The following is a 24,394-nucleotide window of genomic DNA, read 5'->3' as shown; positions in this document are numbered from 1 at the left end:
CGCACCTTTGAGGGAGCGCCTGCCATGAGCTTTTTCGTCGCACGCTGGATCGTCGCGATTTTTACCTGCATCAGCATGGTGCATCTGTACTGGGCCGCCGGCGGCAAGCTCGGCAGCCTGGCCGCCATCCCCGAATTGCCCGGCGAGTTCGCCCAGGGGCCACGGCCGGCGTTCAAACCGTCGGCATTGGGCACCTTTCTGGTGGCGATGGGCTTGGTGGCGATTGCGTTGCTGGTGTGCCTGCGGGCCGGGTTGTATTTTTCGCCGGTGTCCCACGGCGCACTGCAATGGGGCATCAGTGCGATCGCCTTGGTGATGTTCGCCAGGGCGATAGGCGATTCGGAACTGGTGGGTTTTTTCAAGAAGGTGAGCGGCTCGCGATTTGCCCGTTTGGACACCTACTTCTACTCACCCCTGTGCCTGCTATTGGGTGCGGGTTTGTTGATCGTGGCGTGGAACTGATAACAAATCACACAAAAACCACATACTCAACAAAACCCACTTGACACGCCCCCAGGCGCGGGCGTTTATTGACGTACCCACCGGACTCATGTGCAGACGGCCCAGGATACTCAATGAACACAGACCTCTTGATGCCCACTGTGATCGACGCTGCCGAGGCCATTCGCGCGGGCACGCTGTCTGCGGTACACCTGGTCGAGCAAAGCCTGCACGCAATCGAAACCCACAATCCCACACTCAATGCGTTTGGCGATGTATACGCTGACTCGGCATTGGCGCAAGCACAGGTGCTGACCGAAGAGGCCAGGGCAGGGCAGTTGCGTGGCCCGCTGCACGGGGTGCCTTTTGGTATCAAAGACCTGTTTTCCACCGCCGGCCTGCGCACCACCCGAGGCTCGTTGACCGGCCTTGAGCATGTGCCCGGCCAGGATGCGCCGATCATTCGCCGCCTCAAGGACGCCGGTGCAATCATCCTCGGCAAAACCGCCACCACCGAATTCGGTTGGACTGGCGCCAGTACCTCGCGTGTGTTCGGCAACGGCCGCAATCCCTGGAACCCACAGCTCACCAGCGGTGGTTCCAGCTCCGGCTCGGCGATTGCTGTGGCGGCACGCATGGTGCCGGGCACGCTGGGCTCCGATGGCGGTGGGTCGGTGCGCATTCCTGCCGCGTTCTGCGGAGCGTTCGCGATGAAGGGCTCCCTGGGCCGCATTCCGACCTGGCCATGGTCGGCCACCGAAATGCTCAGCCATGCCGGGCCGATCACGCGCACGGTGCGCGACAGCGCCTTATTATTCGATATTCTTTCCGGGCCTGACCCGCTGGATCACCAGGCCTTGCCGGCCCTGACCGAATCCTGCCTGGCACGCTGCGACCAGCCACTGGGGCCGCTGCGGGTGGCGTATTGCCCGACATTATTCAACACCCCGGTCGACCCGGTCATTGCCGCTAGCGTCGAGGCCGCCGTGTACAACCTGGCGGAGCGTTTGCCGGTCACCGTGACCACCCTGGAAATGGACTGGCAGGACCCGCTTGCCACGTTCGAAACCTTGTGGGTCGGCGGGCGCGGTATTGCTTACGGCAACGCCCTGGCCGATCGCCTCGACCAACTGGACCCAGGCTTTGCCGCGTTGATTCAGCGCGCGGGCGAGTACGACCTCGGTGACTACCTCAAGGCCGTGCAGCAGCGGGCGCAGTTCGCCAACCAGGTGCACGCGTTATTCAATGATTACGACGTGTTGCTACTGCCGACGCTGCCAACCCTGCCGTTCGCCGCCGACCAGGTGGCGCCCGACGGCTGGCCGGGCGCAGACGGCGCGGTGCCCTGGGCACGTTGGACGCCTTTTACCTACCCGTTCAATATCACCGGCAACCCCGCCGCCAGCCTGCCTTGCGGCTTCAGCCCGAGCGGCTTGCCGATTGGTCTGCAAGTGGTCGGCCCGCGCTTTGCCGACGCCCAGGTATTGCAGTTCTGCGCTGCAGTGGAAGCCATTGCGCCTTGGGATCAGCACCTGCCTCCTTTGTTGTCCTGACCTGATTACCCGTGGAGCCGGCTCGATAGAGGCCTGCCCTGGACAGATCCTTTTGTAGTGTTTCTGCCCTTTCACACCTTGATGAGTGAGAGGTACCCGTGACCCGATCAACCGCCGTCAATCGTCCTTTGCCCCCCGCCGGACCGGTGCATACCGCGTACCGTGGTGGGCGCAAAGCGCGCAATACTGGCGGCTCGAATTCGCCTTGGAATGCACCCTTTATGCTCAATCAGCCACGTCTCGACGAAATCATGCTCATGCTCACCCAACATCAGCGCGTCAAGGCGTCGGACCTGGCGCAAGCGCTGTTTGTCAGCGAAGAAACCATTCGGCGCGACTTCAAATACCTGGAGGAGGCCGGCAAGTTGCGCCGCATCCATGGCGGCGCGATCTTGCCCAGGCTCAACGAAGAACAACCGCTGCAAGTGCGCACCCGCATCAAGGCCCAGGCCAAGACGCGCATGGCTGTCTGTGCTGCCAAACTGGTCAGCGAGGGCATGGTGCTGTTTCTCGATACCGGCACCTCGACCTTGGCCCTGGCCCAGCAATTGATTGGTTTCAGCCAGCTGCGCATCATCACCAACTCGCTGGACATCGCGCAGTTGATCACCCAGCAAAGCAGTAACCAGGTGCTGGTGGTGCCCGGCGATGTGCGCCGTAATGACAACGCGCTGACCGGCGCCCACACCCTGGAATTTGTCCGCCAGTTTCACTACGACATCGCCTTCATGGGCATCGGCGCGGTGGACCTGCAGCTGGGCTTCATGGACTACCAGGAGCCCGAGGCGCTGCTGCGCCGCACCCTGACCCAACACTGCCTGCGCAGCGTCATCCTCGCGGACGACGCCAAGTTCGGTCATCGCACGTTCATCAACACTCTGCCGTTCAGCGCCATCACCACTTTGGTCACCAATCGCCCTCCATCCACGGAGTTTGCGAGCTGCCTGGAGCACGCCCATGTCGACATCCTTTACCCCTGAGTGGTTGTCTCCCAGTGAGGCGGACATCGAGGCGTTCGAGACGCTGTTTCGCGACAGCTCGGCCATCGGCGCGACACCCGCAGGTGGCTTGCACCGCCTGGCCGCGTCGGCCGAAGACGGCGCGGTGCGTGACCTGTTCAGTGCGTGGCTGCGCGAACGCGGTTTCGAAGTGCGAGTAGACGCCATCGGCAATCTGTTCGGGCTGATCACCTTCAACCCGGACGCTCCCTATGTGCTGTGTGGCTCACACTTGGACAGCCAGCCCAGCGCAGGGCGTTTCGATGGTATCTATGGGGTCTTGGCCGGCGCAGTTGCCGTCGCCAGCCTGGCGCGCCAACTGCACGCGCGCGGCGAAACCCCGGCGTGCAACCTGGCGGTGGTCAACTGGACCAACGAAGAAGGTGCGCGCTTTCAACCCAGCCTGATCGGCAGCAGTGTGTTTACCGGCGACCTGGCACTGCACGACGCCTGGGAATGCCGCGACGGCGACGGCATTCGCCTCAAGGATGCGCTGCAAGCGATCGGCTATCTGGGCGACGGCCTGGTTGAATTGAATGTGGCCGGTTACGTGGAAATCCACGTTGAACAGAGCGATGGCCTCGAAAGCCAAGGCCTGGACATCGGGGTAGTGCGTGAAACCTGGGCGGCGCTCAAGCAGCGTATCCGTTTCGACGGCGAACAGAACCACACCGGCCCGACCCCGATGGCCGCCCGCAAAGATGCCTTGCTCGCGGCGGCCCATGCGATTACCACCGTGCGCGCCGAAGCGGACGTGCACGGGCTGCAGTTTCACAGCTCGGTAGGGCGCCTGGAAATTTACCCCAACTCGCCCAACGTAGTGCCGTCGCGCGTCACCTTGCATGTGGAATACCGCTCGCCGGACACGGCGTTGCTGGCGGTTGCCGGTTATCGGCTGGATGCCAGCCTCAAGGCCGTCGCCGCCTCGACCGCAACCACTTACGAAGTCGAAAGCCGCGCCCTGCGTGCGCCGATCACGTTGCACCCTGGGTTTGCCGAATTGGCCTACGGTGTCGGTCAACAGCTGGGGCTGGCAGTCGGCAACAGCGTCACGGTCTCCGGCCACGACGCCATCAGCCTCGGCCGGCATTACCCGGCGTGCCTGTTGTTCATTCCGAGCAGCAACGGCGTATCCCATAACGAGGCGGAGTTCACCCACGACCGCGACATGCGCACCGGCCTGCAGATGCTGACCGCGCTGCTGCATTGCGCCTGTACTTGCCCCAACGCTTACCGGTGAGGGACACCATGTCGAACCGTACTGATGCACTGTCGCGCCTGATGGGCGCCCTGGAGTCCGCCGGCCTGTCCGCCCATGTCGAGGTCACGGACGGCACGGCCGGTATCGCCTCGCCGATACGCCTGGCCACCGAGTGGACCGGCTTTCACCTCACGGCGCCCTGGGGCCGGTGTTACGCCAAAGTGCTGCACGACGACATGCGTGCGCTGATCGACATCGAGCGCACCGGCCGCGCCACCCAACTGGCGGCGGACTGTGACGTAACCCCCGGCGTGCGCCTGGTGGACGTAGCCGCGGGGGTGTTGCTGCTGGATGCCTTACCGGCCCACGAGTGGCGTTGGGCACGGCTCGATGAGTTGCTGCAACCCCAGCGCCTGCAAGCGCTGTGGGCCTTGAAGCGGCAGTTGCACGTCGGCACTTCACCGGGCTTCAACCGCTCGCCGCTGCAGGATATCCAGCACCTGCGTGAGCTGTGCAGCCGCGATGGTGTGGGCTTGCCCGCTGATCATGGGTGGATTGAAACCTGCATCGATCTGGCCTGGACCGCGCTGCAATTGAGCCCTGGCACCTGCGTGCCCTTGCACGGCGATGGGCTGGCGAGCAATGTGATGATCGGCCCCGGCGGCGCGCTGCAATTGATCGACTTCGATTACGCGGGCTGCTTTGACCCGTGGTACGACGTGGCCCTCAGCCTCAACGAGTTGTATGCCTTCGAAAGTCAGTGGCGTGACGGCATCAAGGCGTGGGCCGGTGAGTGTCGCGAGTGCGATTACGCCCGCTGCCGCCTCTATGCGCTGATCAATGATTGGTACTGGACGCTGTGGGGCTTGTGGGTCGGCGCGACTTCGACGCGGCCTTTGGAGTTTTCCAAGGTGGGGCAGTGGACCTTGCTGCGTTGCCGGCAAAGCTTGCAAGACCCGCGATTTGAAAGTTGGTTACGGCAGGTACAGGAGGGGCAGGCATGAAAGCAATGGGTGAGGCCTGTACGCCTCAGGAATGCCAATTGGAGGCCGCAGTGCGCGGCGTGCGCGATTGGGGCGGTTCGGGCATTCGTTACGAACCGGTCAGCGGCGGGATCTCCAACAGCAACTGGCGGGTCGAGGTCAGCGGGCTCGACACCGCCTACTTCTTCAAAGTACCCGGTGCCGGCACCGAGATGTTTATCGACCGGCGCACCGCCCATGACGCCAGCGTCAAGGCCGCGCAAACCGGCTATGGCGCGCCGGTGTTTGCCTTCCTCGAGGAGTTCGGCGTTGAGGTCTTCGAGTTCATGGAAGGCTGGCGAGCCTCATCGAATCAGGACTTTCTCGACCGCGATGTGCGCCATAACGCCTTGCATGCGCTCAAGGCGTTCAACGACCAGTCGCCGCTGTGCCAGACCAAAACCGTGTTCGACATGATTGCCGAGCATCAGCGCCAGGTCGAAGAACTGCACGGCTGCACGCCCAGTGATGACGCCTGGCTGCGCCGCCAGTGCGACCGCGCGCGTGGCGCGTTGCAAGCGTCGGGCATCGACCTGGCACCGTGCATGAACGACACGCTGGCGGGCAATTTCATGCTCAATGACCGCCGCCAGATTCGCCTGGTGGACTTTGAATACGCTTCCAACAACGACCGTCATTACGAACTGGCGCTGTGGTTTGGCGAGATGTTCTTCACCGACGAGATGGAACTGGCGCTGATCGAAGACTATTTCGGCCAGGTTACCCCGCAATGCCTGGCGCGGATCAAATTGCACAAGGCCCTGGCCGACATCAAATGGTCGACCTGGGCGATGGTCCAGCACGCGGTGTCGCAGTTGGATTTCGACTTCTATAAATACGGTGCCTGGAAGCATATGCGCGCCCGAAGCGTGATCAATGATTCGCAATGGGAAGCCTGGCTAAGACAGGCCTGAGCCTGCGCCAGCACAATAACGACGCGTCACCCTGTAGTTCTTTTGGCGCTGGTTTGCGCTGACGTTTCACTGCTTGATTTTTTGATTGATCACACAACAAACCGATCCAGAAATTCAAGGAGCACCCTCCATCATGAAACCTGCAAGCGCGTCACCTGCACGCCTGAGGAACCAGATCTTCGGCGGCTACTTTTTCCTGTTGTTGATGCTGGCGTTATTCCCGCCGTTTTACTTGAGCGTGAGTGGCAGCCGCGCCTTGGTGGTGGGCGTCCCACTGCCGATCTTCTATTGGATCGCCATTGCCGTACTCGCAGCCCTTGGGGTGTGGGCGTTGTATCTGGCCGAACTCAAGGCCGGTGACATTCCTGACGAGGAGGGCGTGTGATGATCAGCACCAGCAGCGATGCCCACTTGTTCATTACCTTCGGTGTGATCGGCCTGTTCCTGGCCGGGATGATCGCCGTGCTCTATGCCACCAACCGCGAAAGCACCAGTTTTTCCGATTACGCCGTTGGCGGGCGCTCCTATGGGCCGTGGTATATCGCCATGTGCTACACCAACTCCTGGTGGCCGGGCTCGACCTTCACCGCGTTTTTTGCCCTGAGCGTCGGCGGCGCCCTGGGTTTCTACGGCATGGTCTATGCGACCCTGGGCGTGACCGCGATGTACCTGATGGCCAGCCGCGCCTGGACCTGGGGCAAACGCTTCAACCTGCGCACCCAGCCGGACCTGCTGGGCATGCGCTTCGGCAGCCCGGCGGTAAAACGGGTGGCTTCGATTATCGGCATCATCTCGGTGTTTCCATGGGTGGTGATGGGCATCCAGGCCCTGGCGATGCTGTTCCAGTTCGCCAGCTTTGGCCGCTGGGGTGTCACCACCTGCCTGTTCGCAGGCGTGGCGGTGGTACTGATCCGCCAATACTGGACCGTGAGCATGGGCATGCGCGGGTTGATCATGACCGACATGTTCCAGGGCCTGATCGCCTACGTGGTGTGCGCCGGCGTCTGCGTGTTCCTGCTGTTCGGCGATCAGGCAGCGTTTTCCAACCTCGCGCAATTGCCGGAAAAAATGCTGCAAATCCCCGGCGCCACCGGCACCGGCTATGGCCCGATGTACATGTTCAGCCTGATCTTCACCGGCGTGATCGGCTCGATGTGCTGGCCGATGAGCTTCCAGCGCATCTACACCGCCAGCGGCGTGCGCGCGGTGAAAAAGGGCACGCTGTACACCATGCTGCTGGTGGGCGGCTTCTACGGCATCCTTATGCTGTTCGCCGCCGCGATCAGCCAGGACCCCAACGTGCTGGCCCACCCGCAACAAGGCTGGTTCCTCTCGCTGTTCGACATTGGCGGGCCCTGGTTGCTGGCGCTGGCCATCGTCATCGTACTGGCCGCCAGCATCGGCCACGTCGACGGCTGCGTACAAGTCTGCGGCACCCAGTTCGCCAACGACCTGGCCACCTGGAACACCCCACGCACCGACCGCCAACTCACCGTACTGGCCAAGGCCGGCATGGTGGTGTTTATCGTCGCCGCCTCGGTGCTCGCCTACCTGACCTTCGATTATTCGCGCCTGCAATTACTCGCGCAGATCTCCTACCAAGGCATCATTCAACTGGCCGTGCCACTGTTCTTCGGCATCTTCAGCCGCAGGGGCAACAAACAAGGCGCGATTGCCGGCATGTTGGCGGGGATCGTGGTGGCGATTGTGCTGACCACCCTGTACCCGGATGACATCCCGGCGCTGGGGTCGTTAACCAGTGGGATTGTGGGGCTGGTGGTGAATGCTGCGATTTTTGTGGTGTGTGCGCTGGTGATCAAGCCAAGCGCGGTGGAGAAAGCGCGGGTGGAGGGGTTGTTTGAGATGGCGGCTGGTGGGCGTGGGGTGCAGGTGGGGGCTGCGCCGGTTATGAGTTGAGAATGGATTGGGGCTGCGGGTTGTGGCCCCCGTTTGTGCGTTTGATTTAGGTGGACTCAAATATGTGTTGGGTAAAGCTGAATTGCGGTAGCGCTGAGCTCAACAAATCCTGATTTCTGAGGTATGGGACCATCCAACTCAATTAGGATTATTGAATCACCGAGTTTTAATGCTGCACATCCATCTTCGTCAGCTTGGACCAGCTCGGCGGTTATTCGGATGAGGCTGTCTTCCATTTTGATTTTCGACGATTTTTCTGAGGTTGGCTTCACGTTTATATTCCATGAGAAAACTTCTTCAAAATCAAACTCAACGTCGATAATTTCACCGATTTTTGGCGCAGTATCGCTCCATAGTGCAGTGCCATCTCCGAAGGGTGAATGGAATTTTACGTGCAATACGTTCAGATAGGAAAATGTATCGATCACTACAATTTTCATATTTTTTCCGAGTGGGAGATTGCCGGTTTTCGTGTGAGTGTTTTGGTAATGAGTCGATTTTCTTGCATTCGGCATCAAGCCTATCTGTTTAGTACTGTAGTCGTTTGCAATTACGATAAAAATGGGTTCGTCACAAAAATAAAGCTGTTACTAGCGCTGTTTGCAGCTTGGCTGTGCTACTGCCTGTGCCAATACATTTGATGGTTTAAAAAAAGAAATACAGCCCGGTGTTGTTGTCAATTGCCAGCTTGTTGAGTTTGATTATTTTTCGTGCCAACTCTTGGTTTTCGGGTATTGAATGATTTTCTAGTATATATAGTGATTTTTTGAGATCTTCATGGGTGTTAATGCTTTCGTCTTCATAGTCGTCGATCATTTTTTCTAGTTCAGCGTTAATCTTATCTATAAGTTCTGATTCCCAAAGCTGCTGGTATTCTCCGTTCGTCAATGAAATGCTTTCCAATAATGAGTTCGGGTAATCACCCGTGTCTAAAAGATTCATCGTTTCCAGAGTCAACGGTGTGCAAATGAGCTTCATTATATTCACTTTATGTTCTGCCCACGTGCTCTACAGAAGAAGGCTTGCTAATTGTCCTAGGCCGAGGCAGTGTCTGAAGCCCAGGAACGAAGGAAGATGTGAATCGCCGCGCACTTCGTAATCAAATTTTAGCTTAGATAGCCAGTTTTTTATTTCTCTTAGTTTGCTGAATGGGGGGCGGTGATCGTGATTGTGATCGTGCCGTGCGGATATTTTACCAAGATTTGTAGTCTTCTTTAGGTTTTTCCTTCGAATCTTATATTTAGCTATTTCTGAAAGGAGAAGCGTGTAGAGCAAAAAACGAACATATTTTTTCTCTACAATTTACCTGTGGATGTATGCGTATATATCTTTTTTTTGGATTTCTTCTAGGATAATTTTATTAATGCTTTCGTTTAGAAATGGCAAGTGTTTCGAGTGGCAAATCAGCTGCGCAACACCATGTGTTTCTGCTTCGTAGAATCTGAAGGAAATAGATTCCTCGTCAGTAAGTAATATTTTGAAATCATCAGCTTTAGAGATTTCACTGAGGTTGTTTAGTTTATACCATAATGGTTCAAGGTCGTTATTGTTGTTGTTTTGCATAAGTATTATAGATGTTCGAAGGGATGACATACTGTTAGGGGTTGCTCGAAGCGAGTCAAGATCTAAGCTGATTATCTGCGAGTAGATTCTGGTGGATTCATTTTTTCTTAAGATATCACCTGGCTTCGAGTTTTTGTGAAAGTTTTTTTGTGAAATATATTCTTGGGTTTTGCTATGGAAAGGTAAAAGTTTCGTGTGCCATTGTACGATTTTTGGCCACTTTAGTGTAAGTAGTGAGGCGAGCTCGCACCAGGTTCGCCAGACATCAGTATACTCTTGGTTAAGCAGTGTAATAGTTATATAGTTTTTATCATGACTAGGCTGCAGTTGGTCCCAAGGATGTATGCCTAATTCTCTTATGTATACTGATTTCATTTTTTACCTTTAAAGTATGAGTGATTGTCTATGTGGTTTTTTAAGGGTGTTGACTTTCCATCGATACTAGCCTCTGTATTGAAGTGCGGGCCAAGGTTGCCTTTTTTATGGCCAAGCGAGTGCTCCCTGATTTCTATTTGGCGTTCCTGTAGTTCAAATATATACACTCTGCCCTCTGTGTGTTGGTATTGGTCTGTAATCTTAACTTTACGTACTAGTGTGGGGTGTTGGGTTTGTGGAACGCCCCCTATTGCCTTCGCCCTTTTAAATGCGCCATTTCTAGATAGTTCACTGTTGGCTCCCTTCGGGAGTTCCGCATCTCCTTCGCGTACCTTGGCATATTTACCGGGATCATCAGCATCGTGTGTCGGTTTACATCCATCCCCACCAGGGCACGTGATTAAGCCCAGCGGATCCACCCAACCTGTAGGATTGGGCACATACCGGTACGCATTAATCCCACCCGCCAGCTTCACCGGATCCGGCGTCAGGTAGCGACCAATATCTGGATTGTAGTAGCGATGGCGGTTGTAGTGCAGCCCGCTTTCCGCATCAAAATATTGGCCCTGAAAACGCAGCGGGTTGTCGATTTTTCTGACGTCTAGGCGGGCGATTTCTCCGTAGGCGCGGTAGTGCGCGGACCAGACGATTTCGCCTTCGGGGTTTGTGAGTTCCTGCGGTGTGCCGAGGTGGTCGAGTTGATAGTGGAAGGGCTTTGTTTCTTGAGGGCCAAAACCTTCCAGCAGTACCAATGGCCGAAAACTGTCTGGCTCGTAGATATAGCTGCGATGCCGATCCGCGTGGTGTTCAGCTACCAGCTTGTCGCCTTGCCAGAAAAACTCCGTGGTTTTCCCATCCACCGTCTTGCTGATTCGCCGCCCAAACGGGTCGTAACGGTAGCTGGCGGTTTGCCCGTTCGGTTGTGTGATCCCTATCAACCGATGCTGGCAGTCGTAGCGGTACTCGGTGACGAGCTGATGCCCCTTGCCACGTCGCTGGCGGATCAGATTGCCGAAGGCGTCGTAGTCGTAATGATGATCGCCCTGAATCATCAACCGATTCCCCGCCACGATGTCCGGGCCGGGGCGGTCTTGCATGAGCAGGTTGCCGGCCGGGTCGTGGCCGAAGCGTTCCTGTACGTCTTGCGAGTGGTCGGCGCGGGTCAGGCGGGCGAGGGGGTCGTAGTGGTAGTGGTGTTCGCCTTTGCGGGTGTCGAGCAGGCGGGTGAGGTTGCCGCTTTTGTCGTAGTCGTATTGGCGTTGGTAGAGCGTGTGTTGCTGTTGGCTGACGGCGTGGGCGTGCAGGCGGTTCTGGTCGTCGTAGTGGTAGTGGCTGAGGAGCTGGCCCTGCTGGCGTTGGTGTTCGCGGCCGGTTTTGAACAGGTGGGAGGTGAGGGTTTCGCCATTCAGTTCGACGGTGGAAAGGTGGCCGCCTTTGTCGTGGTTGAAGGTAACGCGGTTGTTGTCCGGCAGGCGCAGGTGGTGCAGTTGGCCGCAGGCATCGTAGCCATAGCGCAATGTGCCCCAGCCTTGGTGTTCGGCGGTGAGGCGGTTTTGTGGATCGTATTCGTAGGCCAGCGCCCAGTGGCCGTCGTCGACGCTGAGGAGATTGCCTTGGCGGTCGTAGGCATAGTCGACAACATTGCCGTCTGGCAGAGTTTTTCTTACGAGGCGGCCGGCGTGGTCTCGCTTGTAGCGGGTAACGAGCTGACTGCCGTCGTCGCCGTGCTCGGTTTTCTCCGCTAGGTTGCCGTTGAGGTCATACACATAGGTCGTGCGCTGGCCGTCAAAACCGATTTCCTGCTGGATCAGGCCGTTGGGGTGGTAGTCGAGCCGGTAGGTTTCGCCTGCCTCGTTCTCGATCGAGGTCAGCAGCAGGCGCGGATTGTCGTAGCGGTACTTAACGTGGCTGCCATCGGCGTTGATTCGGCGGCTGATCAGGTGCAGGCCGTCGGCGTATTCGTAGCGGGTGACGTGGCCGAGTTCGTCGTGTTCGGCGGTGATTTTTCCGTAGGCGTTGTAGCTGTATTCGCGTGTTGCGCCGCCCGGAAGTACGATGCGAATCAACCGACCCACGCTGTCCCACTGATACTGGGTCAGCGCTCCCTGTTCATCCTCGCGGGCAACCTGCCGACCAAGATCGTCATAACGATAACGCTTGATACCGCCATTGGGCAGCAGCTCCTCAAGCAACTGCCCACGCTCATTCCAGACCAGCCGATGGCAACTGTTATCGGGAAACCAAACCCCCGTCAGTTGCCCATATTTGTTGTAGCTGTAGTCCGTGATAGTGCCGTCAGGATCGGTCTTGCGAATGACGTCGCCCTGGTCGTTATGCTCATACTTCCAGGCGGCGAGCCCACGCCTTACGACCCGCACGAAACCGTTGTCATGCTCGTAGGACGTCGGCTCATCGTCCCCCGGAAACAGCGCCACCAAACGTCCGGCGTCGTCGTATTGATACGCCGTCACCGCTCCAAGCGGGTTCTGCTCGACCGTCAGCCGGCCCTTGTCGTCATAGGATTTGAAGTGTTCAGCGCCGTCCGGATCATTGCGCTGCACCAGCCGTGCGCGGTCATCGTGAACATAGACTTCCCGGCTGCCATCAGCGTTATGCACCGTGACACGGCCGTCATCGCCCCAGGTATACCGCGTATCCATCTGCGAAAAGCTGGCCCAGTGCCGAACACACCGCGCCGCCTTGCCAGCCCGTTCCCACTCCCAAAAGAAACTCGCGCCACCGGCCAACCCACGTTCAAGAATGACGTGCTGCTCGTCGTAGCGATAAACCTCGCTTTCGCCTACAGCATTGGTTGCAGAAACCAGTCGGCCAAGGTCGTCATAGGCGTAGGAAACAACGCTTTGCTCGGTCACCCATTCAAACGGCTCATGCCCTTTGGCGCGATGAACCTGATAGTCCACCGCCATAATGCGGCCCAATTCATATCGCAACAGCAGCGAGCGGCCTACGCCATTGTCCAGCCGTTCAACCCGCCCCAAACGATCACGAAAAACCCGCAGCCGGTTGTCATACGCATCGCTGATGGCGGTCAGCACACCGTCGCGAAAGTGATAAAACCGCGACGCCTGAGCCAGCACCAACTCATCGGGCAAGTCACCCAAATAAATCGCCGCTTCAGCCAAGCTATTGGTAATCGCCGGTCGAGCAGCGGAGGGCAGCACAAACTCAGTGCGGCGATTTTCATGATCGGTCCACACCACCGACTCACCGGAAACACAAAGCCTGTGCGCCAGCGAATGACTCCAGCCAAACCCCAACCCGCCATCCACTTCCACCGCGCTGGTGCGATACAGCCGCGTCCACTCAAACGGCAAAATCCCGTCCAGCGTGCCATCGGTGAGGGTCAGCAATTCCTCGCCGGTGACCATCGAAACGGGGCAACCGTGGGTGACGGTTTTGTCCGCAGGTGCCGCCGCATCGCCATTCAGGTTTTTGCCCGAAGCTGGCACGTCATCAACACGCTCTTTCTGCTTCAGTACCGCGTTCTGCCGCGCCCGCCAGCGCATTTGCAGCGTGCCTTGCTTCAACCCGCCAACCACACCGCGAACCGCCACCGCCTTGTAGCGATCCACCGCCTGCATGAATTTGGTCAGCATCCCGAGCAGGCTGCTGACAAAACCCACAGCGGCCTCCAGCACCCGCGCGCCGTATTTGGCCAGCCGCAAGCCGAGATAAGCCACGCCCGCCGCCGGCAACGCGATGGTCAGTACTGCGCCGATCACCAGATCGATCAGCAGCGACACTACAAACCCTGCCGCTGTTTCCGCGATTTCGCCGGGTGGCAGTGCGTCCAGCCAGAGCATCGCGGTGCGCAGCATCAGGTACAGCGCGGCCTCATCGCTGGCCAGTAACATGGCCTGTTCCATGACCTTGGGCGCATCGGTAGCCAACTGCGCCAACTTGGCGGCCTGGGCGCCGAGTTGCTCAGCGAATTTCAGCGGGTCTTCAAGAATCGCCTGCACCTGCTTGATGCTGTCCCACACGTCGCGGATTGCTGCCCAACTGCCTGCCAGCAAGCCGCTGCCAATCGCGCTGGCGGTCGATTGCTGCCAATAGGGTTTGAACTCTTTCCACTGCTCGCGCAGCCAGTGCTCCAGGTCGGCCGTCAGCCCTGCGTAAGAGGCAAACAGCGCGTCCACTTGCTGCGCAGAAACGCCGCCCTGTACCCGCACCTGATAGCGCCCGCCAGCGGCGCAAAAATGCGAGCCCTTACCGTGCTCATCGAGCATGACAAGCGTGGAGCTGCCGTCATCCAGCCCGATAACCTCAACGGGGATATCGCCGATCGGCACGTCATACACCGATTCGAACAGGCTCTGGATTTTCAGCTCGCCGCCTGCCGGGCACTGGGCCACGGTGGAAAAGCCCATGTCAGTAATACTCACGGACTGCTGCGCATCGCCAACCCGCAGCACGCGGTCCATCCCCAGCAGCGACGGCATGTCCGCCGCATGGCTGAGCGTATCCAGTGCCCGCGCATACCAGGCGCCCATCTGCTGGCGGTACTCCGCCAGGCTCTGATGAAAGCCATTGAGTTCATGTTCGATAAAGGCGATGTGGGCGGCGTTGGTCATCCGTGACGTCTCGGCAAAAAGGGCAAGGCGTCGGAGTCTGCTGCAGGAAAAAGCCGCTGGACGAATGGTTGGAAAAATCAGAATGGGATGACGCGGGACGGGTAAAAACCGCGAAAAACTATCCCGAAGGACTACGCAAAAAAGCGACCCGGCTCATTGCAACAAAGTCATGCAAATAAAAATGACTCTCATCCTTGCCCGATTTGGCGACATGGCCGTCATGGTTAATAGAACCTCCATTACGCAGGATTTCCCATGTCGCGCCTTGCTCGTCCCTTGCACCCACTGGCCCTGTCAGTGGCGATGGCTTTTGCCGCTGTGCCGTTGTTCGTCGTTCAGCCATCCTTTGCCGAAGAAACCGGCAGTGCGTTGCGCCGGTTCTCGATTCCCGCCGGTGACTTGAGCCAATCCCTCAATAGCCTTGCCGAGCAGGCCGGGCTGGTACTGGCGTTTGACGCAGGCTTGACGCGCGGCAAGCACAGCAACGGTGTGAGCGGGCAATACGACACCGACGTGGCACTCGCGCAATTGCTCGCGGGCAGTGGCTTGCAGGCCGTGGAGATCTCCGCCGACCGTTACCGCCTCGAAGCGATCCCGGACGATGGCGGCGCCATGCAATTGCAGGCCACCACCATCAGCGGCGCCTACCAGAGCGAAAGCCCCACCGGGCCGGTGGCGGGTTATGTCGCCACCCGCAGCCTGTCGGGCACCAAGACCGATACCGCGCTGATCGAGACGCCGCAGTCGATTTCGGTGGTCACCAAGGACCAGATGCGCGCGCAAAACGCCGAAAGCCTCAACCAGATCCTGCGCTACAGCGCTGCCGTGGTGCCGGAGACCCGTGGCGCCACGGCGTCGCGTCTTGATCAGTTGACCATTCGTGGTTTCGCCCCGGCTACCTACCTCGATGGCTTGCGCATGCCGTCAAGCCGGGATGCCTTGCCGCAGAAAGACGCCTTCGACCTGGAGCGCGTCGAAGTGTTGCGCGGCCCGGCCTCTGTGTTGTACGGGCAGGGCACGCCAAGCGGGGTGATCAACATGGTCACCAAACGCCCGCTGGACACACCCTTTCATGAAGTCGGCGTGGAATACGGCACCTTCAACAAGAAGCGCACCACCTTCGATCTGAGCGGCCCGATTGACGATCAGGGTGTGTATGCCTACCGCGTCGCGGGGTTGTTCGATGACGCCGATGGCCAGGTCGAACACACCGAAACCCGCCGCCAGTCGCTGTCCAGTGCCTTCACTTGGCGCCCGGACGATGCCACCTCGCTGACCTTGCTCGGGCATTTCCAGAAAGACCCGAAAGGCGCGTCCTATGGGTCGGTGCCGGCCTGGGGCTCGGTGCTGCGCAGCCCTACCGGACGCAAGATCGATGTGGACTTCTATGACGGTGAAAAGAACTTCGAAAAAAGCGACCGCGAGCATTACTCCCTCGGCTATGCCTTCGAACATCACTTCAACGACGTGTGGACGGTGCGTCAGAATGCTCGTTACCTGCGCGCCGAAGGCGTGTATCGCAGCATCTACAACAGCTACCTGATGGGCGACTACCACACCTCCAAGCGCTCGACTATCGCTGCCGATGTGGACATGGACGCTTACACCCTCGATAACCAGGTGCAGGCCAAGTTCGACACCGGGCCGTTGCAGCACACGCTGTTGATGGGGCTCGATTACCAGAACATTCGCACCGACACCAAGACTGGCTATGGCAGTGGCCCGGACCTGGATATCTTCGACCCGGTCTACGGCGCGCCGGTCACCACGCCCGCGTTCACCACCGACGCCACCGCGCGCAGCGAGCAGACGGGTGTTTACCTGCAAGAGCAAATGAAGTGGGACCAATGGGTGCTGTTGCTCGGTGGCCGCTATGACTGGGCCAGCACCGACAGCACCACCAAAACCATTAGCTCCGGCGCCAAGAGCAAGTCGTCGCTGGATAGCAAGGCGTTTACCGGACGGGTCGGCCTGGTCTACCTGTTCGATAACGGCCTGGCGCCGTATGCCAGCTATGCGGAGTCGTTCAACCCGCAATCGGGCACGGGTTACGGCGGTTCGGTGTTCAAGCCCACCGAAGGCAAGCAGTATGAAATCGGCATCAAGTACCAGCCGCCGGGCAGCAACAGCTTTATCACCGCAGCGATTTTCGACCTGCGCCAATCCAACGTGCCGACCATGGACCCGGACCCAACCCACCTGTGCGGCAGTGGCCGCTGCCAGATCCAGGACGGCGAGCAACAGTCCCGTGGCTTTGAACTGGAAGGCAAGGCCAGCCTGAACGACAACCTGGACATTACTGCGGCTTATGCTTACCTGGATAACCGCGCGAGCAAATCCAACAGCACCGTTCGCTACGCGCCGATCAGCGATGTCGGCACCGGGCCGGCGATTGCGGTGGAGGGCACCACCACTTACGGCGTGCCACGCCATACCGCCTCTGCGTGGGCCGACTACACCTTCCACGACGGCCGGCTCAAGGGCTTCGGCGTAGGTGCCGGCGCGCGGTATGTGGGGTCGTCCTGGGGCGATACCGCCAACACCCTGAAAGTGCCGGGCTACACCTTGATGGATGCGGCGGTGCACTATGACATCCCGAATATCGCCAACCCCAAGGACAACCTGCGCCTGGCGCTGAACGCCACCAACCTGGCGAACAAGGAATACGTGGCCTCGTGCTATTCCTATTCGTGGTGCTGGTATGGCTCGCAGCGTACCGTGCAGGCGAGTGCCACCTACCAGTGGTAATCGGCACCCTCTACGGTCATCAGTTTTTTTGTGGCGAACGAGCTTTTGTGGCAAGCGAGCTGTTGTGGCGAGCGAGCTTGCTCGCGCTGGGCTGCGCAGCAGCCCCAAAACCTGACACTTGAGTACACCTGAAGTACACGGTCATCCTGTCGAGGGGCCGCTGCGCGCCCCAGCGCGAGCAAGCTCGCTCGCCACAGTCGCTCGCCACAGGGTTTTTACCAACACCTATTAAGTAAATGTTTACCCAGGAAGGCAATTTAATGGCCCCTTTGTAACAAAATCCCCGCCAAAATAACTTTTATTTTCAGGTGGTTAGGTGGGGATGCAAATGCGCACTGTTGGGATGATGCTGATCGCCTGTTCCCTGGCTGGCGGCGCGGCGAGCGTGCAGGCACGGGAGTTGCGCGAGGGCGACAAGTACATGTGCAGTTGGGGCGCCGGCACCGCCGCCAGGGCGCAGGAACTCAAGCTGTCGGGCGTGTCGCTGTATGCCGCGCGCCAGAAGATCCAGACCATCAAGTTCAGCAAATCGTGGATGCGCATGATGGCCATGGGCATTACCGAGCAGACCTACGACAGCCGCTCACGGCTCAAGCCCGAAGTCATCCGCCATAGTTTTTACCAGGATTGCCTGCGCTACAAAGTGGCGCGTAAATGATCCAAGGTAGTTTTGCACCGGCCAGTGCAAAATCTGCGTAAGCCTGTCCAACTTTGCCCTGGCGCTGCTGGCCATACTGGCGCCAGGTAAACCAAGAGGCACAGGCCATGACTGATTACGTATTCACCCCCGCGCCAACCCCATCCCTGGCCGTACAGGGCAGCGACGCACGTTTCCCGCTGCGTCGCGTGTTCTGCGTGGGCCGCAACTACAGTGAACACGCCCGCGAAATGGGGCATGACCCGGATCGCGAAGCGCCATTTTTCTTTATGAAACCGGCGGATGCGGTGGTGCCGGCCGAAGGCGTGATCGCCTACCCGCCGCTGACTGCCGACCTGCACCATGAGGTGGAACTGGTGGTGGCCATCGGCAAGGGTGGGGTGGATATCAGTCCTGAAGAGGCTTTGTCTCACGTATGGGGGTATGGCGTCGGCATCGACTTGACCCGTCGCGACCTGCAGGCCGAGGCGAAAAAGCTCGCGCGCCCGTGGGAGTGGGGCAAGTCGTTCGATGAATCGGCGCCCAGCACCGCCTTGCAACCGGCGAGCGTTATCGGGCACCCGGCCAGCGGCAAGATCTGGCTCAAGGTCAATGGTGAGCAGCGCCAGGCCGGCGACCTGGCTGACCTGATCTGGTCGGTGAGTGAAATCATCAGCTACGCCTCAACATCCGTGGCGCTCAAGGCCGGTGACCTGATCTTTACCGGCACCCCGGCAGGCGTCGGCGCGTTGCAGCGTGGAGACGTGGTGACCGCCGGCATCGACGGTATCGGCGAGTTGAGTTTCACCCTCAGCCAGGGTTGAGGCTAAAGTGGTGCCCAGGCCATTCGAGAGACCGTTATGCCAGGCACCCGCGTCACCACCTATGGCATGGAGCAGCGCAGCGACCGCCCCGATTTTTATATCCGCGACAAACGCGGGCGGGCGGCGCTGACCAGCCCGCATCGGCACGAATACTTCCAGATCCAGATCAACCTGGGCGGCGACACCGTGCAACATATCGGCGGTGCGGTGCGTCCGTTCCCGCACAAAGCCCTGGCGTTTATCCTGCCCTATCGCCTGCATGTGATTCCCCACCCGCAAGACGGCGAGTTCATGCTGATCAACTTCAGCCAGGCGTTCTTCCTGCCGCAGTTGACCTGCGACCCCCTGGACCTGGAAGACATCCCCATCAGCCAGGCGCCGGAGCTGTCACCGTTTCGTTTTCAGGAGCATCTGGACTTCATCCTTGACGACGCGGACTTTGAGCAAGTGCACACCTGGCTCGGCCATATGCGCACGCTGGACGCCCAGCGCACCTTCGGCGCCCGTGAGCGCTTGAAGGGGTATCTGTTCCAACTGGTCGGGTTGGTTTGCCAGCAGTACGCCGAACCCTTGCAGGCGTTTGCCGCCAATAACGCCACTCGGCGCGGACGCAAAGACGCCCTGGCACGGGTACACGGCTACATTCGCGAGCATCTGCACGAGCCGGGCCTCAATCTTACTGACGCGGCAGCCGCTGCGTTCCTGTCACCCAACTACCTCACCCATTTGCTGCGCAAAGAAACCGGCAAACCCTTCTCCCAGTGGGTGCTCGACCGCCGCATGCAATTGGCGCGCACCTTATTGCTCAACACGGCGCAGATGATCGGTGCAGTTGCCCTGCGTTGCGGGTTTACCGACGAGGCGTACTTCTCCCGCTGTTTTCGCAAGGCCCATGGCCTGGCGCCAGGGCAGTTTCGGCGACAACAACAGGCAAAACCCCTGTAGTCGAGCGCCTTCTCTTACAAATCCACGACAATCTATGTGTTTCTATTTACATACAATTGCGTGCATCCACGGAGGAGGCATCTATGCAAACCCTTATTCGGCTGGCGACGCTGGCAGATATTGATACGTTGTTCGCCATTCGCACCGCGGTGGTGCAGAACCACTTGAGCCGTGAGCAGATGGCGGATCTGGGCATTACCCCACAGGTGCTGGCCGACAGCATCCGTGAAGCGCCGTGCGTGTGGCTGGCAGAAGTGGCGGGCGAGCCGGCTGCTTTTTCGATGGTCAATTTTGACAGCGGCGAGGTATTTGCGATGTTCGTACTGCCCGCCCATGAAGGCCGGGGCCTGGGCCGCCAACTGATGGCGGTGGCTGAAGCCGCGCTGTTTGAGCATCACCCGACGCTGTACCTGATCACCGATGGGCGCGATGAGATCCGCGCCAACGGGTTCTATCAGCGGCTGGGCTGGACGCAGGTGGGCCGGGTCGAGGGCGACGATGTGCGGTATGAAAAGAGCAGGGCACCTTAACTCATGAACCCGGCGCAATCCCCGTCCTCCAACGGCCTTCGCTATGCGGCGATGGGAGTTGTGTGCGCCGCGGTGCTGCTGGGCGTCTTGTTTATGCGTTTCAATGCTCGGGTCGACCTGGAACGGGAAGAGGCGGCCGAACGCTTGGTGCTGTGCCAACATCTTGAAAGTGTGGCCCGAGCCACTTCGACGTCCGGCCTTGAATTGCTTGAAGCCTGTAAGCAACTCAAAAAGCGTTATAGCGAGAGTGACGCGCCGTTATGAGTAATAACCCCATTTGGATAATGGATATATAGCCACGAAGTGATCAGGGTTATACCGGTTTGTTGCACCAAAAAGTGGCACTTGTTTGCTTGGCTACCTTAAAAATCATGTGGTTATTGAATGACTTACGCGGCTTTTAATCCGACGAAAGGAATAAAATAATCTTGTTACAGGTTTTTACAGTCGTTACTATAGCCGGGCGTTCACCTCCCACGGTTTATGCATTTTTAAATCCCAAGTTTCCATCAGCTACTTGGGATTTTTTTTGCCCGCAATTTGACCTCGCGTCACACTTCACTGTCGGCAAACTCTGCGCGCATGCGTCCATTGCGTTTGGCCTGATACAGCAACTTGTCGACCGACTCGACGAACGCCAGCAGGTCGCTGTTGGGTGTCACGGTATGTGTGCCCACCCCCAGGCTCAGGCTCAGCAACTTGGAAACCGGCGAAACGGCATGTTCAATCTGCTGCTGGCCAATCAAGTGCAGGCAGCGTTGCGCCACTTGCCTGGCTGAGGCTGCGTCGGTTTCGGGCAGCAGCCACACAAATTCCTCGCCGCCGATACGCGCAATGAAATCCCGCGGTCGGTTAGCCGCCAACGACAAGGTGCGCGCCACCTGGCGCAAGGCTTCATCGCCCTTGATATGGCCGTAATGGTCGTTGTACTGCTTGAAAAAATCGATATCCAGAATGATCAACGACAGCGGCAATTGGCTGCGCAGGGCGCTGGCCCATTCGCGTTCAAGCACGGTGTCGAACATGCGGCGGTTGGCGATTCCGGTCAGGCCGTCCTGGAAGGAGTATTCCTCCAGTTGTTTTTGCAGGCGAATCAAGTGCTCTTCGGTCTTCTTGCGCTCGCTGATATCGAACATAAAGCCGATCAAGGCTTGGACTTCGTCGTCCTTGCGCACCACGTGCACCACATCGCGGATCCACACATAGTCGCCGTTGACCGTCAGTGCGCGGTAGTCGGCCTCGTGGTCCACGCCGGCGCGTGATTGCGACACGCAAAAGTTCACCACGTATTCACGGTCGTCCGGGTGCATGCGTTCGACCCAGTCATCCACACTCACCCAGCTTTGCGGGCTCCAGCCCAGCAGCGCTTCGATCTGCGGGCCGATGTAGCTGAACGTCATGCTCTGCCAATCGATGCGCCAGGGGATGGCATTGGTCGACTCCAGCAGGGTTTTGTACACGTCGCTGTCGGGCTGGCTCGGAGGAACGATGCTCATGGCGGTCGGCTCGGGATGATGGCGAAAAGCCAAGAGCGTCTTTTGATACAGATCGTGAGTCAAGCCCTTGCCAAAGCAGTAGACGAGAGGTCGTGTGCTGGGTTTCTGGCGCCAGTGCTCCAGCGTTTACAGGGCGAAATGCGGCACAGGTACCACTTAGGCCGGGCGCCGAGGGTTTGCGGCGGTAGGCTAGCTGTTCACGGTGCTGGTTGAGGTGTCGACTGCGCCGTAGTAGCGCCAGCAGCAATGCCGGTGTTCAGGCAGGATCACGCAGCCGCTCAGGCTGACAATCAGCAGGGCGGCAACCAGCATAGAGAGTCGACGGGTCATGATATTTCCTCATTGTGTGTTCTGCGTTACGTCTTGAACGCAACCACCGGCGCAAATCCGTCGCGATACTTTCAAACATTTCATCCAGCGTATTTACCCTCTGAGCAATACTTCCAGCGTCGAGAAAAAACTTGGGTTTCTCGCGACGGATTTCCCTGTGCCCAGCGTTCAAGCCATCAGCAGCGGACATTTACGTCCGCCGTATGAAGGAGTTGCCATGAACCCACTGGCCAAATTTCGCTACGCCTTGCTGGTCCCGCTGGCCTTCGCCGCACTTGTCAGCACCCCGACCTTTGCCCAGACCGAAGTGATCATTCGCCAGGCCCCACCGGCGGAGCGCGTCGAAGTGATCCCGGCTGAACGTCCAGGTTTCGTCTGGGACCGTGGCCACTGGCAATGGGAACGTGGCGCCTATGCCTGGGTGCCGGGCCACTGGCAGGAAGTGGTGCGCAACGCGCGCTGGGAGCCTGGGCACTGGGAATCCCGTGGCCCCAACTGGTATTGGCGCGAAGGACACTGGATCCGCTGAAACCTCTTAGCCCCCGGACCGAGTATTACCTGATTGAAAGACACTGATCCGGACGTTGAGCTACTGGCGCGTATCGGCAACAACGAACCTGCGGCCGTCAACGAAATGGTGACGCGCAAGCTGCCGCGCCTGCTTGCGCTCGCCGGTCGGCTGCTGGGGGATGCCGACGAAGCCAAGGACGTGGCCCAGGAGAGCTTCCTGCGCATCTGGCGCCAGGCGGCCAACTGGCGCCCCGGCGAAGCGCGTTTTGACACCTGGCTGCACCGCGTGGCGCTCAACCTGTGCCATGACCGCTTGCGCCGGCGCAAGGAACGCCCGTTGAATGAGGACGAGGCGCTGGAACTGGCGGACAGCGCACCCTCGCCGGATGAACAGTTGGAAACGGCGGACCGCAGTGCAAGGATGGCCGCCGCCCTGGCGAGCTTGCCCGAGCGCCAGCGCGAAGCCATTGTGCTGCAGTACTACCAGGAGCTGTCGAACATCGACGCCGCGGCCCTGATGAACATCAGCGTCGAGGCACTGGAGAGCCTGCTGTCGCGGGCCCGACGCCAGTTGCGCAGTCAACTTGCCGACACACCCGGGCTCGCCCGCCCAGGAAGGGGAAAACCATGACACCTGAACGCTTTGCGCACTTGGCTGACGCCTACGGCGCCAGCCTGCATCGCTGGCCCAGCGCCGAACAAGCCGCTGCCCAGGCACTGCTCGACAGCGGCAACCCTCAAGCCCGCGAGGCATTGCGCGAGGTCGGTTGGCTCGATGCCCAGTTGGACAGCCACCGGCTTGTGTTCAACGAACCGGCCCTTGCGCGACAGATTTGCGAGTCTGCGCCGCGACGGCCGTCGTTCTGGTCGCGCTATGCCAACTGGCTGTCGCCCGCAGGTTTGGTGGGCGTGGGCATTGCCGGCATCGCCGCCGGAGTACTGGTGGCGTCACTGAGTGTGCCGTTGCCGATGCTGTCATCCGACGTGCTGCCCAGCGTCTTCGATCAGGGCGACGCCGATGTCGTCTTCACCGTCAACGCCGAGGAAACCGAGCAATGACCCCAACATCCCTTAAACCCTGGTTGGTCTTTTCGGTATTGCTCAACGTGTTTTTGATCGGCGGTGTGGGCGGCGGCCTCTATCACTGGATGGTCACGGCCAAGCCCGCCGAAGCGGTGGTTAACCAGCATGGTTTGCGCCAGGCGATGATCAAGTTGCCGATGGAGCGGCGCAAGGAATTGCGTCAGTTGCTGCGCCACAACCGCGCCGACAGCCAGCCGCTGATCATGGCCGGTCGCGAAGCACGCCTGGGGGTGATCAAGCAGCTCGAAGCGCCGACGCTGGATCGTGAGGCACTGGTGACTGAACTGGCCAAGGCCCGCGAGGCGGATGCGGCGCTCAGAGCCTTGGTGGACGCGACGCTGGCACAGTTCGCGAGCAATTTGCCCCAGGATGAGCGGCAGAAACTGGTCGAGGCGCTGTACCAGCGCGGGCAGGCCAAAAACCGCGTTCTTGAGCGGTTGCCCACATCTAGCTGATGCAATGCCATCCAGGTGTGGGAGCTGGCTTGCCTGCGATGCAGACACTTCGGTACATCAGGTACACCGAGTTGATGCTATCGCAGGCAAGCCAGCTCCCACATTTTTAACCGAGTGAGGCTTCAATAGCTTTACCGGTCCGCTCTTCTGTGGGAGCTGGCTTGTCGAATCGTCGCACCGCTGCGATGCAGGCGCCTCGGTCTATCGGGCTTTAAGCGGCAGCAGGGGAGAGCGTGATCCAGTACGCGTTGGGTGGG

At 59.3% G+C, this 24,394-nt stretch carries 23 protein-coding genes; 18 read left to right on the top strand and 5 right to left on the bottom strand.

What is annotated here, in order from left to right:
• Positions 1-24: 24 nt before the first annotated feature.
• The 8 genes from QF043_RS15875 (at position 25) to QF043_RS15840 (ending at position 8,046) form a co-directional block, all read left to right on the top strand.
• Positions 25-462: a DUF3995 domain-containing protein gene (locus QF043_RS15875; RefSeq protein WP_307419284.1), complete on the top strand. Its 438-nt coding sequence runs from the start codon at positions 25-27 to the stop codon at positions 460-462.
• A 131-nt stretch (positions 463-593) separates the two neighbouring features.
• Positions 594-1,994, top strand: a complete 1,401-nt coding sequence (locus QF043_RS15870) for an amidase (RefSeq protein ID WP_307421410.1) — start codon at positions 594-596, stop codon at positions 1,992-1,994.
• A 221-nt stretch (positions 1,995-2,215) separates the two neighbouring features.
• Positions 2,216-2,974: a DeoR/GlpR family DNA-binding transcription regulator gene (locus QF043_RS15865; protein WP_307419283.1), complete on the top strand. Its 759-nt coding sequence runs from the start codon at positions 2,216-2,218 to the stop codon at positions 2,972-2,974.
• Positions 2,952-4,232 (top strand): Zn-dependent hydrolase, encoded by a 1,281-nt coding sequence (locus tag QF043_RS15860; protein WP_307419282.1) that lies wholly within the window; start codon positions 2,952-2,954, stop codon positions 4,230-4,232. The genes QF043_RS15865 and QF043_RS15860 overlap by 23 nt, the downstream gene beginning before the upstream one ends.
• An 8-nt stretch (positions 4,233-4,240) precedes the next feature.
• Positions 4,241-5,197 carry an aminoglycoside phosphotransferase family protein gene (locus QF043_RS15855; protein ID WP_307419281.1) on the top strand — a complete coding sequence of 319 codons (957 nt, stop codon included), beginning with the start codon at positions 4,241-4,243 and terminating at the stop codon, positions 5,195-5,197.
• Positions 5,194-6,129 carry a choline kinase family protein gene (locus QF043_RS15850; protein WP_307419280.1) on the top strand — a complete coding sequence of 312 codons (936 nt, stop codon included), beginning with the start codon at positions 5,194-5,196 and terminating at the stop codon, positions 6,127-6,129. The genes QF043_RS15855 and QF043_RS15850 overlap by 4 nt, the downstream gene beginning before the upstream one ends.
• A gap of 133 nt (positions 6,130-6,262) precedes the next feature.
• Positions 6,263-6,514, top strand: coding sequence for a hypothetical protein (locus QF043_RS15845; RefSeq protein WP_305459537.1), 252 nt, complete (start codon positions 6,263-6,265; stop codon positions 6,512-6,514).
• On the top strand, positions 6,514-8,046 hold the full coding sequence (locus QF043_RS15840) for a sodium:solute symporter (RefSeq protein ID WP_307419279.1): 1,533 nt from the start codon (positions 6,514-6,516) through the stop codon (positions 8,044-8,046). The genes QF043_RS15845 and QF043_RS15840 overlap by 1 nt, the downstream gene beginning before the upstream one ends.
• A gap of 56 nt (positions 8,047-8,102) precedes the next feature.
• On the opposite strand, the gene QF043_RS15835 is transcribed toward QF043_RS15840, so the two are convergent.
• The 3 genes from QF043_RS15835 to QF043_RS15825 all read right to left on the bottom strand — a co-directional run bounded on the left by QF043_RS15835 (position 8,103) and on the right by QF043_RS15825 (position 14,579).
• The gene (locus QF043_RS15835) at positions 8,103-8,486 is read right to left on the bottom strand and encodes a hypothetical protein (protein ID WP_307419278.1); all 384 of its coding nucleotides are present in this window, start codon (positions 8,484-8,486) and stop codon (positions 8,103-8,105) included.
• A gap of 205 nt (positions 8,487-8,691) precedes the next feature.
• A complete protein-coding gene (locus QF043_RS15830; protein WP_307419276.1) occupies positions 8,692-9,024 on the bottom strand; it encodes a hypothetical protein in 333 nt (110 codons plus the stop codon).
• Between the two features lie 956 nt (positions 9,025-9,980).
• Positions 9,981-14,579 carry an RHS repeat-associated core domain-containing protein gene (locus tag QF043_RS15825; RefSeq protein ID WP_307419275.1) on the bottom strand — a complete coding sequence of 1,533 codons (4,599 nt, stop codon included), beginning with the start codon at positions 14,577-14,579 and terminating at the stop codon, positions 9,981-9,983.
• A gap of 255 nt (positions 14,580-14,834) precedes the next feature.
• Here QF043_RS15825 and QF043_RS15820 point away from each other — a divergent pair, with 255 nt between their 5' ends.
• From QF043_RS15820 to QF043_RS15795, 6 genes are all read left to right on the top strand, one after another.
• Positions 14,835-17,327 (top strand): TonB-dependent siderophore receptor, encoded by a 2,493-nt coding sequence (locus tag QF043_RS15820; protein WP_307419274.1) that lies wholly within the window; start codon positions 14,835-14,837, stop codon positions 17,325-17,327.
• A gap of 328 nt (positions 17,328-17,655) precedes the next feature.
• Complete coding sequence (locus tag QF043_RS15815) at positions 17,656-17,985, top strand: hypothetical protein (RefSeq protein ID WP_307419273.1); 330 nt, start codon at positions 17,656-17,658, stop codon at positions 17,983-17,985.
• Positions 17,986-18,092: 107 nt separating this feature from the next.
• Positions 18,093-18,788, top strand: a complete 696-nt coding sequence (locus QF043_RS15810; protein ID WP_307419272.1) for a fumarylacetoacetate hydrolase family protein — start codon at positions 18,093-18,095, stop codon at positions 18,786-18,788.
• A gap of 36 nt (positions 18,789-18,824) precedes the next feature.
• Positions 18,825-19,733: an AraC family transcriptional regulator gene (locus QF043_RS15805; protein WP_307419271.1), complete on the top strand. Its 909-nt coding sequence runs from the start codon at positions 18,825-18,827 to the stop codon at positions 19,731-19,733.
• 83 nt (positions 19,734-19,816) lie between these two features.
• A complete protein-coding gene (locus QF043_RS15800; RefSeq protein ID WP_305459547.1) occupies positions 19,817-20,263 on the top strand; it encodes a GNAT family N-acetyltransferase in 447 nt (148 codons plus the stop codon).
• Positions 20,264-20,266: 3 nt separating this feature from the next.
• Positions 20,267-20,527: a hypothetical protein gene (locus tag QF043_RS15795; RefSeq protein WP_307419270.1), complete on the top strand. Its 261-nt coding sequence runs from the start codon at positions 20,267-20,269 to the stop codon at positions 20,525-20,527.
• A gap of 287 nt (positions 20,528-20,814) precedes the next feature.
• Here QF043_RS15795 and QF043_RS15790 read toward each other — a convergent pair whose 3' ends face one another.
• Both QF043_RS15790 and QF043_RS15785 read right to left on the bottom strand, forming a co-directional pair.
• Positions 20,815-21,759: a sensor domain-containing diguanylate cyclase gene (locus QF043_RS15790; protein WP_307419269.1), complete on the bottom strand. Its 945-nt coding sequence runs from the start codon at positions 21,757-21,759 to the stop codon at positions 20,815-20,817.
• Between the two features lie 189 nt (positions 21,760-21,948).
• Positions 21,949-22,089 carry a hypothetical protein gene (locus tag QF043_RS15785; RefSeq protein WP_183144480.1) on the bottom strand — a complete coding sequence of 47 codons (141 nt, stop codon included), beginning with the start codon at positions 22,087-22,089 and terminating at the stop codon, positions 21,949-21,951.
• 217 nt (positions 22,090-22,306) lie between these two features.
• Between QF043_RS15785 and QF043_RS15780 the strand changes: the two genes are divergently transcribed.
• The 4 genes from QF043_RS15780 to QF043_RS15765 are packed head-to-tail and all read left to right on the top strand — an operon-like array spanning position 22,307 to position 24,137.
• Positions 22,307-22,618, top strand: a complete 312-nt coding sequence (locus QF043_RS15780) for a YXWGXW repeat-containing protein (protein WP_307419268.1) — start codon at positions 22,307-22,309, stop codon at positions 22,616-22,618.
• A gap of 33 nt (positions 22,619-22,651) precedes the next feature.
• Entirely contained in the window at positions 22,652-23,230 is a 579-nt protein-coding gene (locus tag QF043_RS15775) for an RNA polymerase sigma factor (RefSeq protein WP_307419267.1), read from the top strand.
• Positions 23,227-23,658, top strand: coding sequence for a hypothetical protein (locus tag QF043_RS15770; RefSeq protein WP_307419266.1), 432 nt, complete (start codon positions 23,227-23,229; stop codon positions 23,656-23,658). The genes QF043_RS15775 and QF043_RS15770 overlap by 4 nt, the downstream gene beginning before the upstream one ends.
• Positions 23,655-24,137: a periplasmic heavy metal sensor gene (locus tag QF043_RS15765; protein WP_307419265.1), complete on the top strand. Its 483-nt coding sequence runs from the start codon at positions 23,655-23,657 to the stop codon at positions 24,135-24,137. The genes QF043_RS15770 and QF043_RS15765 overlap by 4 nt, the downstream gene beginning before the upstream one ends.
• Positions 24,138-24,394 lie beyond the last annotated feature (257 nt).

The organism is Pseudomonas sp. W3I7 (assembly GCF_030816095.1).
GTDB classification, from domain to species: Bacteria; Pseudomonadota; Gammaproteobacteria; order Pseudomonadales; family Pseudomonadaceae; genus Aquipseudomonas; species Aquipseudomonas salomonii.
The sequence above is the reverse complement of the archived record's forward strand: the minus strand, read 5'-3'. Positions and strand labels throughout refer to the sequence as shown.

What these genes read in the sequence shown, in the direction of transcription:
- QF043_RS15875 (WP_307419284.1), top strand. Translation starts at nt 25, where the DNA reads ATGAGCTTTTTCGTCGCACGCTGGATCGTCGCGATTTTTACCTGCATC.
- QF043_RS15870 (WP_307421410.1), top strand. Translation starts at nt 594, where the DNA reads ATGCCCACTGTGATCGACGCTGCCGAGGCCATTCGCGCGGGCACGCTG.
- QF043_RS15865 (WP_307419283.1), top strand. Translation starts at nt 2,216, where the DNA reads ATGCTCAATCAGCCACGTCTCGACGAAATCATGCTCATGCTCACCCAA.
- QF043_RS15860 (WP_307419282.1), top strand. Translation starts at nt 2,952, where the DNA reads ATGTCGACATCCTTTACCCCTGAGTGGTTGTCTCCCAGTGAGGCGGAC.
- QF043_RS15855 (WP_307419281.1), top strand. Translation starts at nt 4,241, where the DNA reads ATGTCGAACCGTACTGATGCACTGTCGCGCCTGATGGGCGCCCTGGAG.
- QF043_RS15850 (WP_307419280.1), top strand. Translation starts at nt 5,194, where the DNA reads ATGAAAGCAATGGGTGAGGCCTGTACGCCTCAGGAATGCCAATTGGAG.
- QF043_RS15845 (WP_305459537.1), top strand. Translation starts at nt 6,263, where the DNA reads ATGAAACCTGCAAGCGCGTCACCTGCACGCCTGAGGAACCAGATCTTC.
- QF043_RS15840 (WP_307419279.1), top strand. Translation starts at nt 6,514, where the DNA reads ATGATCAGCACCAGCAGCGATGCCCACTTGTTCATTACCTTCGGTGTG.
- QF043_RS15835 (WP_307419278.1), bottom strand. Translation starts at nt 8,486, where the DNA reads ATGAAAATTGTAGTGATCGATACATTTTCCTATCTGAACGTATTGCAC.
- QF043_RS15830 (WP_307419276.1), bottom strand. Translation starts at nt 9,024, where the DNA reads ATGAAGCTCATTTGCACACCGTTGACTCTGGAAACGATGAATCTTTTA.
- QF043_RS15825 (WP_307419275.1), bottom strand. Translation starts at nt 14,579, where the DNA reads ATGACCAACGCCGCCCACATCGCCTTTATCGAACATGAACTCAATGGC.
- QF043_RS15820 (WP_307419274.1), top strand. Translation starts at nt 14,835, where the DNA reads ATGTCGCGCCTTGCTCGTCCCTTGCACCCACTGGCCCTGTCAGTGGCG.
- QF043_RS15815 (WP_307419273.1), top strand. Translation starts at nt 17,656, where the DNA reads ATGCGCACTGTTGGGATGATGCTGATCGCCTGTTCCCTGGCTGGCGGC.
- QF043_RS15810 (WP_307419272.1), top strand. Translation starts at nt 18,093, where the DNA reads ATGACTGATTACGTATTCACCCCCGCGCCAACCCCATCCCTGGCCGTA.
- QF043_RS15805 (WP_307419271.1), top strand. Translation starts at nt 18,825, where the DNA reads ATGCCAGGCACCCGCGTCACCACCTATGGCATGGAGCAGCGCAGCGAC.
- QF043_RS15800 (WP_305459547.1), top strand. Translation starts at nt 19,817, where the DNA reads ATGCAAACCCTTATTCGGCTGGCGACGCTGGCAGATATTGATACGTTG.
- QF043_RS15795 (WP_307419270.1), top strand. Translation starts at nt 20,267, where the DNA reads ATGAACCCGGCGCAATCCCCGTCCTCCAACGGCCTTCGCTATGCGGCG.
- QF043_RS15790 (WP_307419269.1), bottom strand. Translation starts at nt 21,759, where the DNA reads ATGAGCATCGTTCCTCCGAGCCAGCCCGACAGCGACGTGTACAAAACC.
- QF043_RS15785 (WP_183144480.1), bottom strand. Translation starts at nt 22,089, where the DNA reads ATGACCCGTCGACTCTCTATGCTGGTTGCCGCCCTGCTGATTGTCAGC.
- QF043_RS15780 (WP_307419268.1), top strand. Translation starts at nt 22,307, where the DNA reads ATGAACCCACTGGCCAAATTTCGCTACGCCTTGCTGGTCCCGCTGGCC.
- QF043_RS15770 (WP_307419266.1), top strand. Translation starts at nt 23,227, where the DNA reads ATGACACCTGAACGCTTTGCGCACTTGGCTGACGCCTACGGCGCCAGC.
- QF043_RS15765 (WP_307419265.1), top strand. Translation starts at nt 23,655, where the DNA reads ATGACCCCAACATCCCTTAAACCCTGGTTGGTCTTTTCGGTATTGCTC.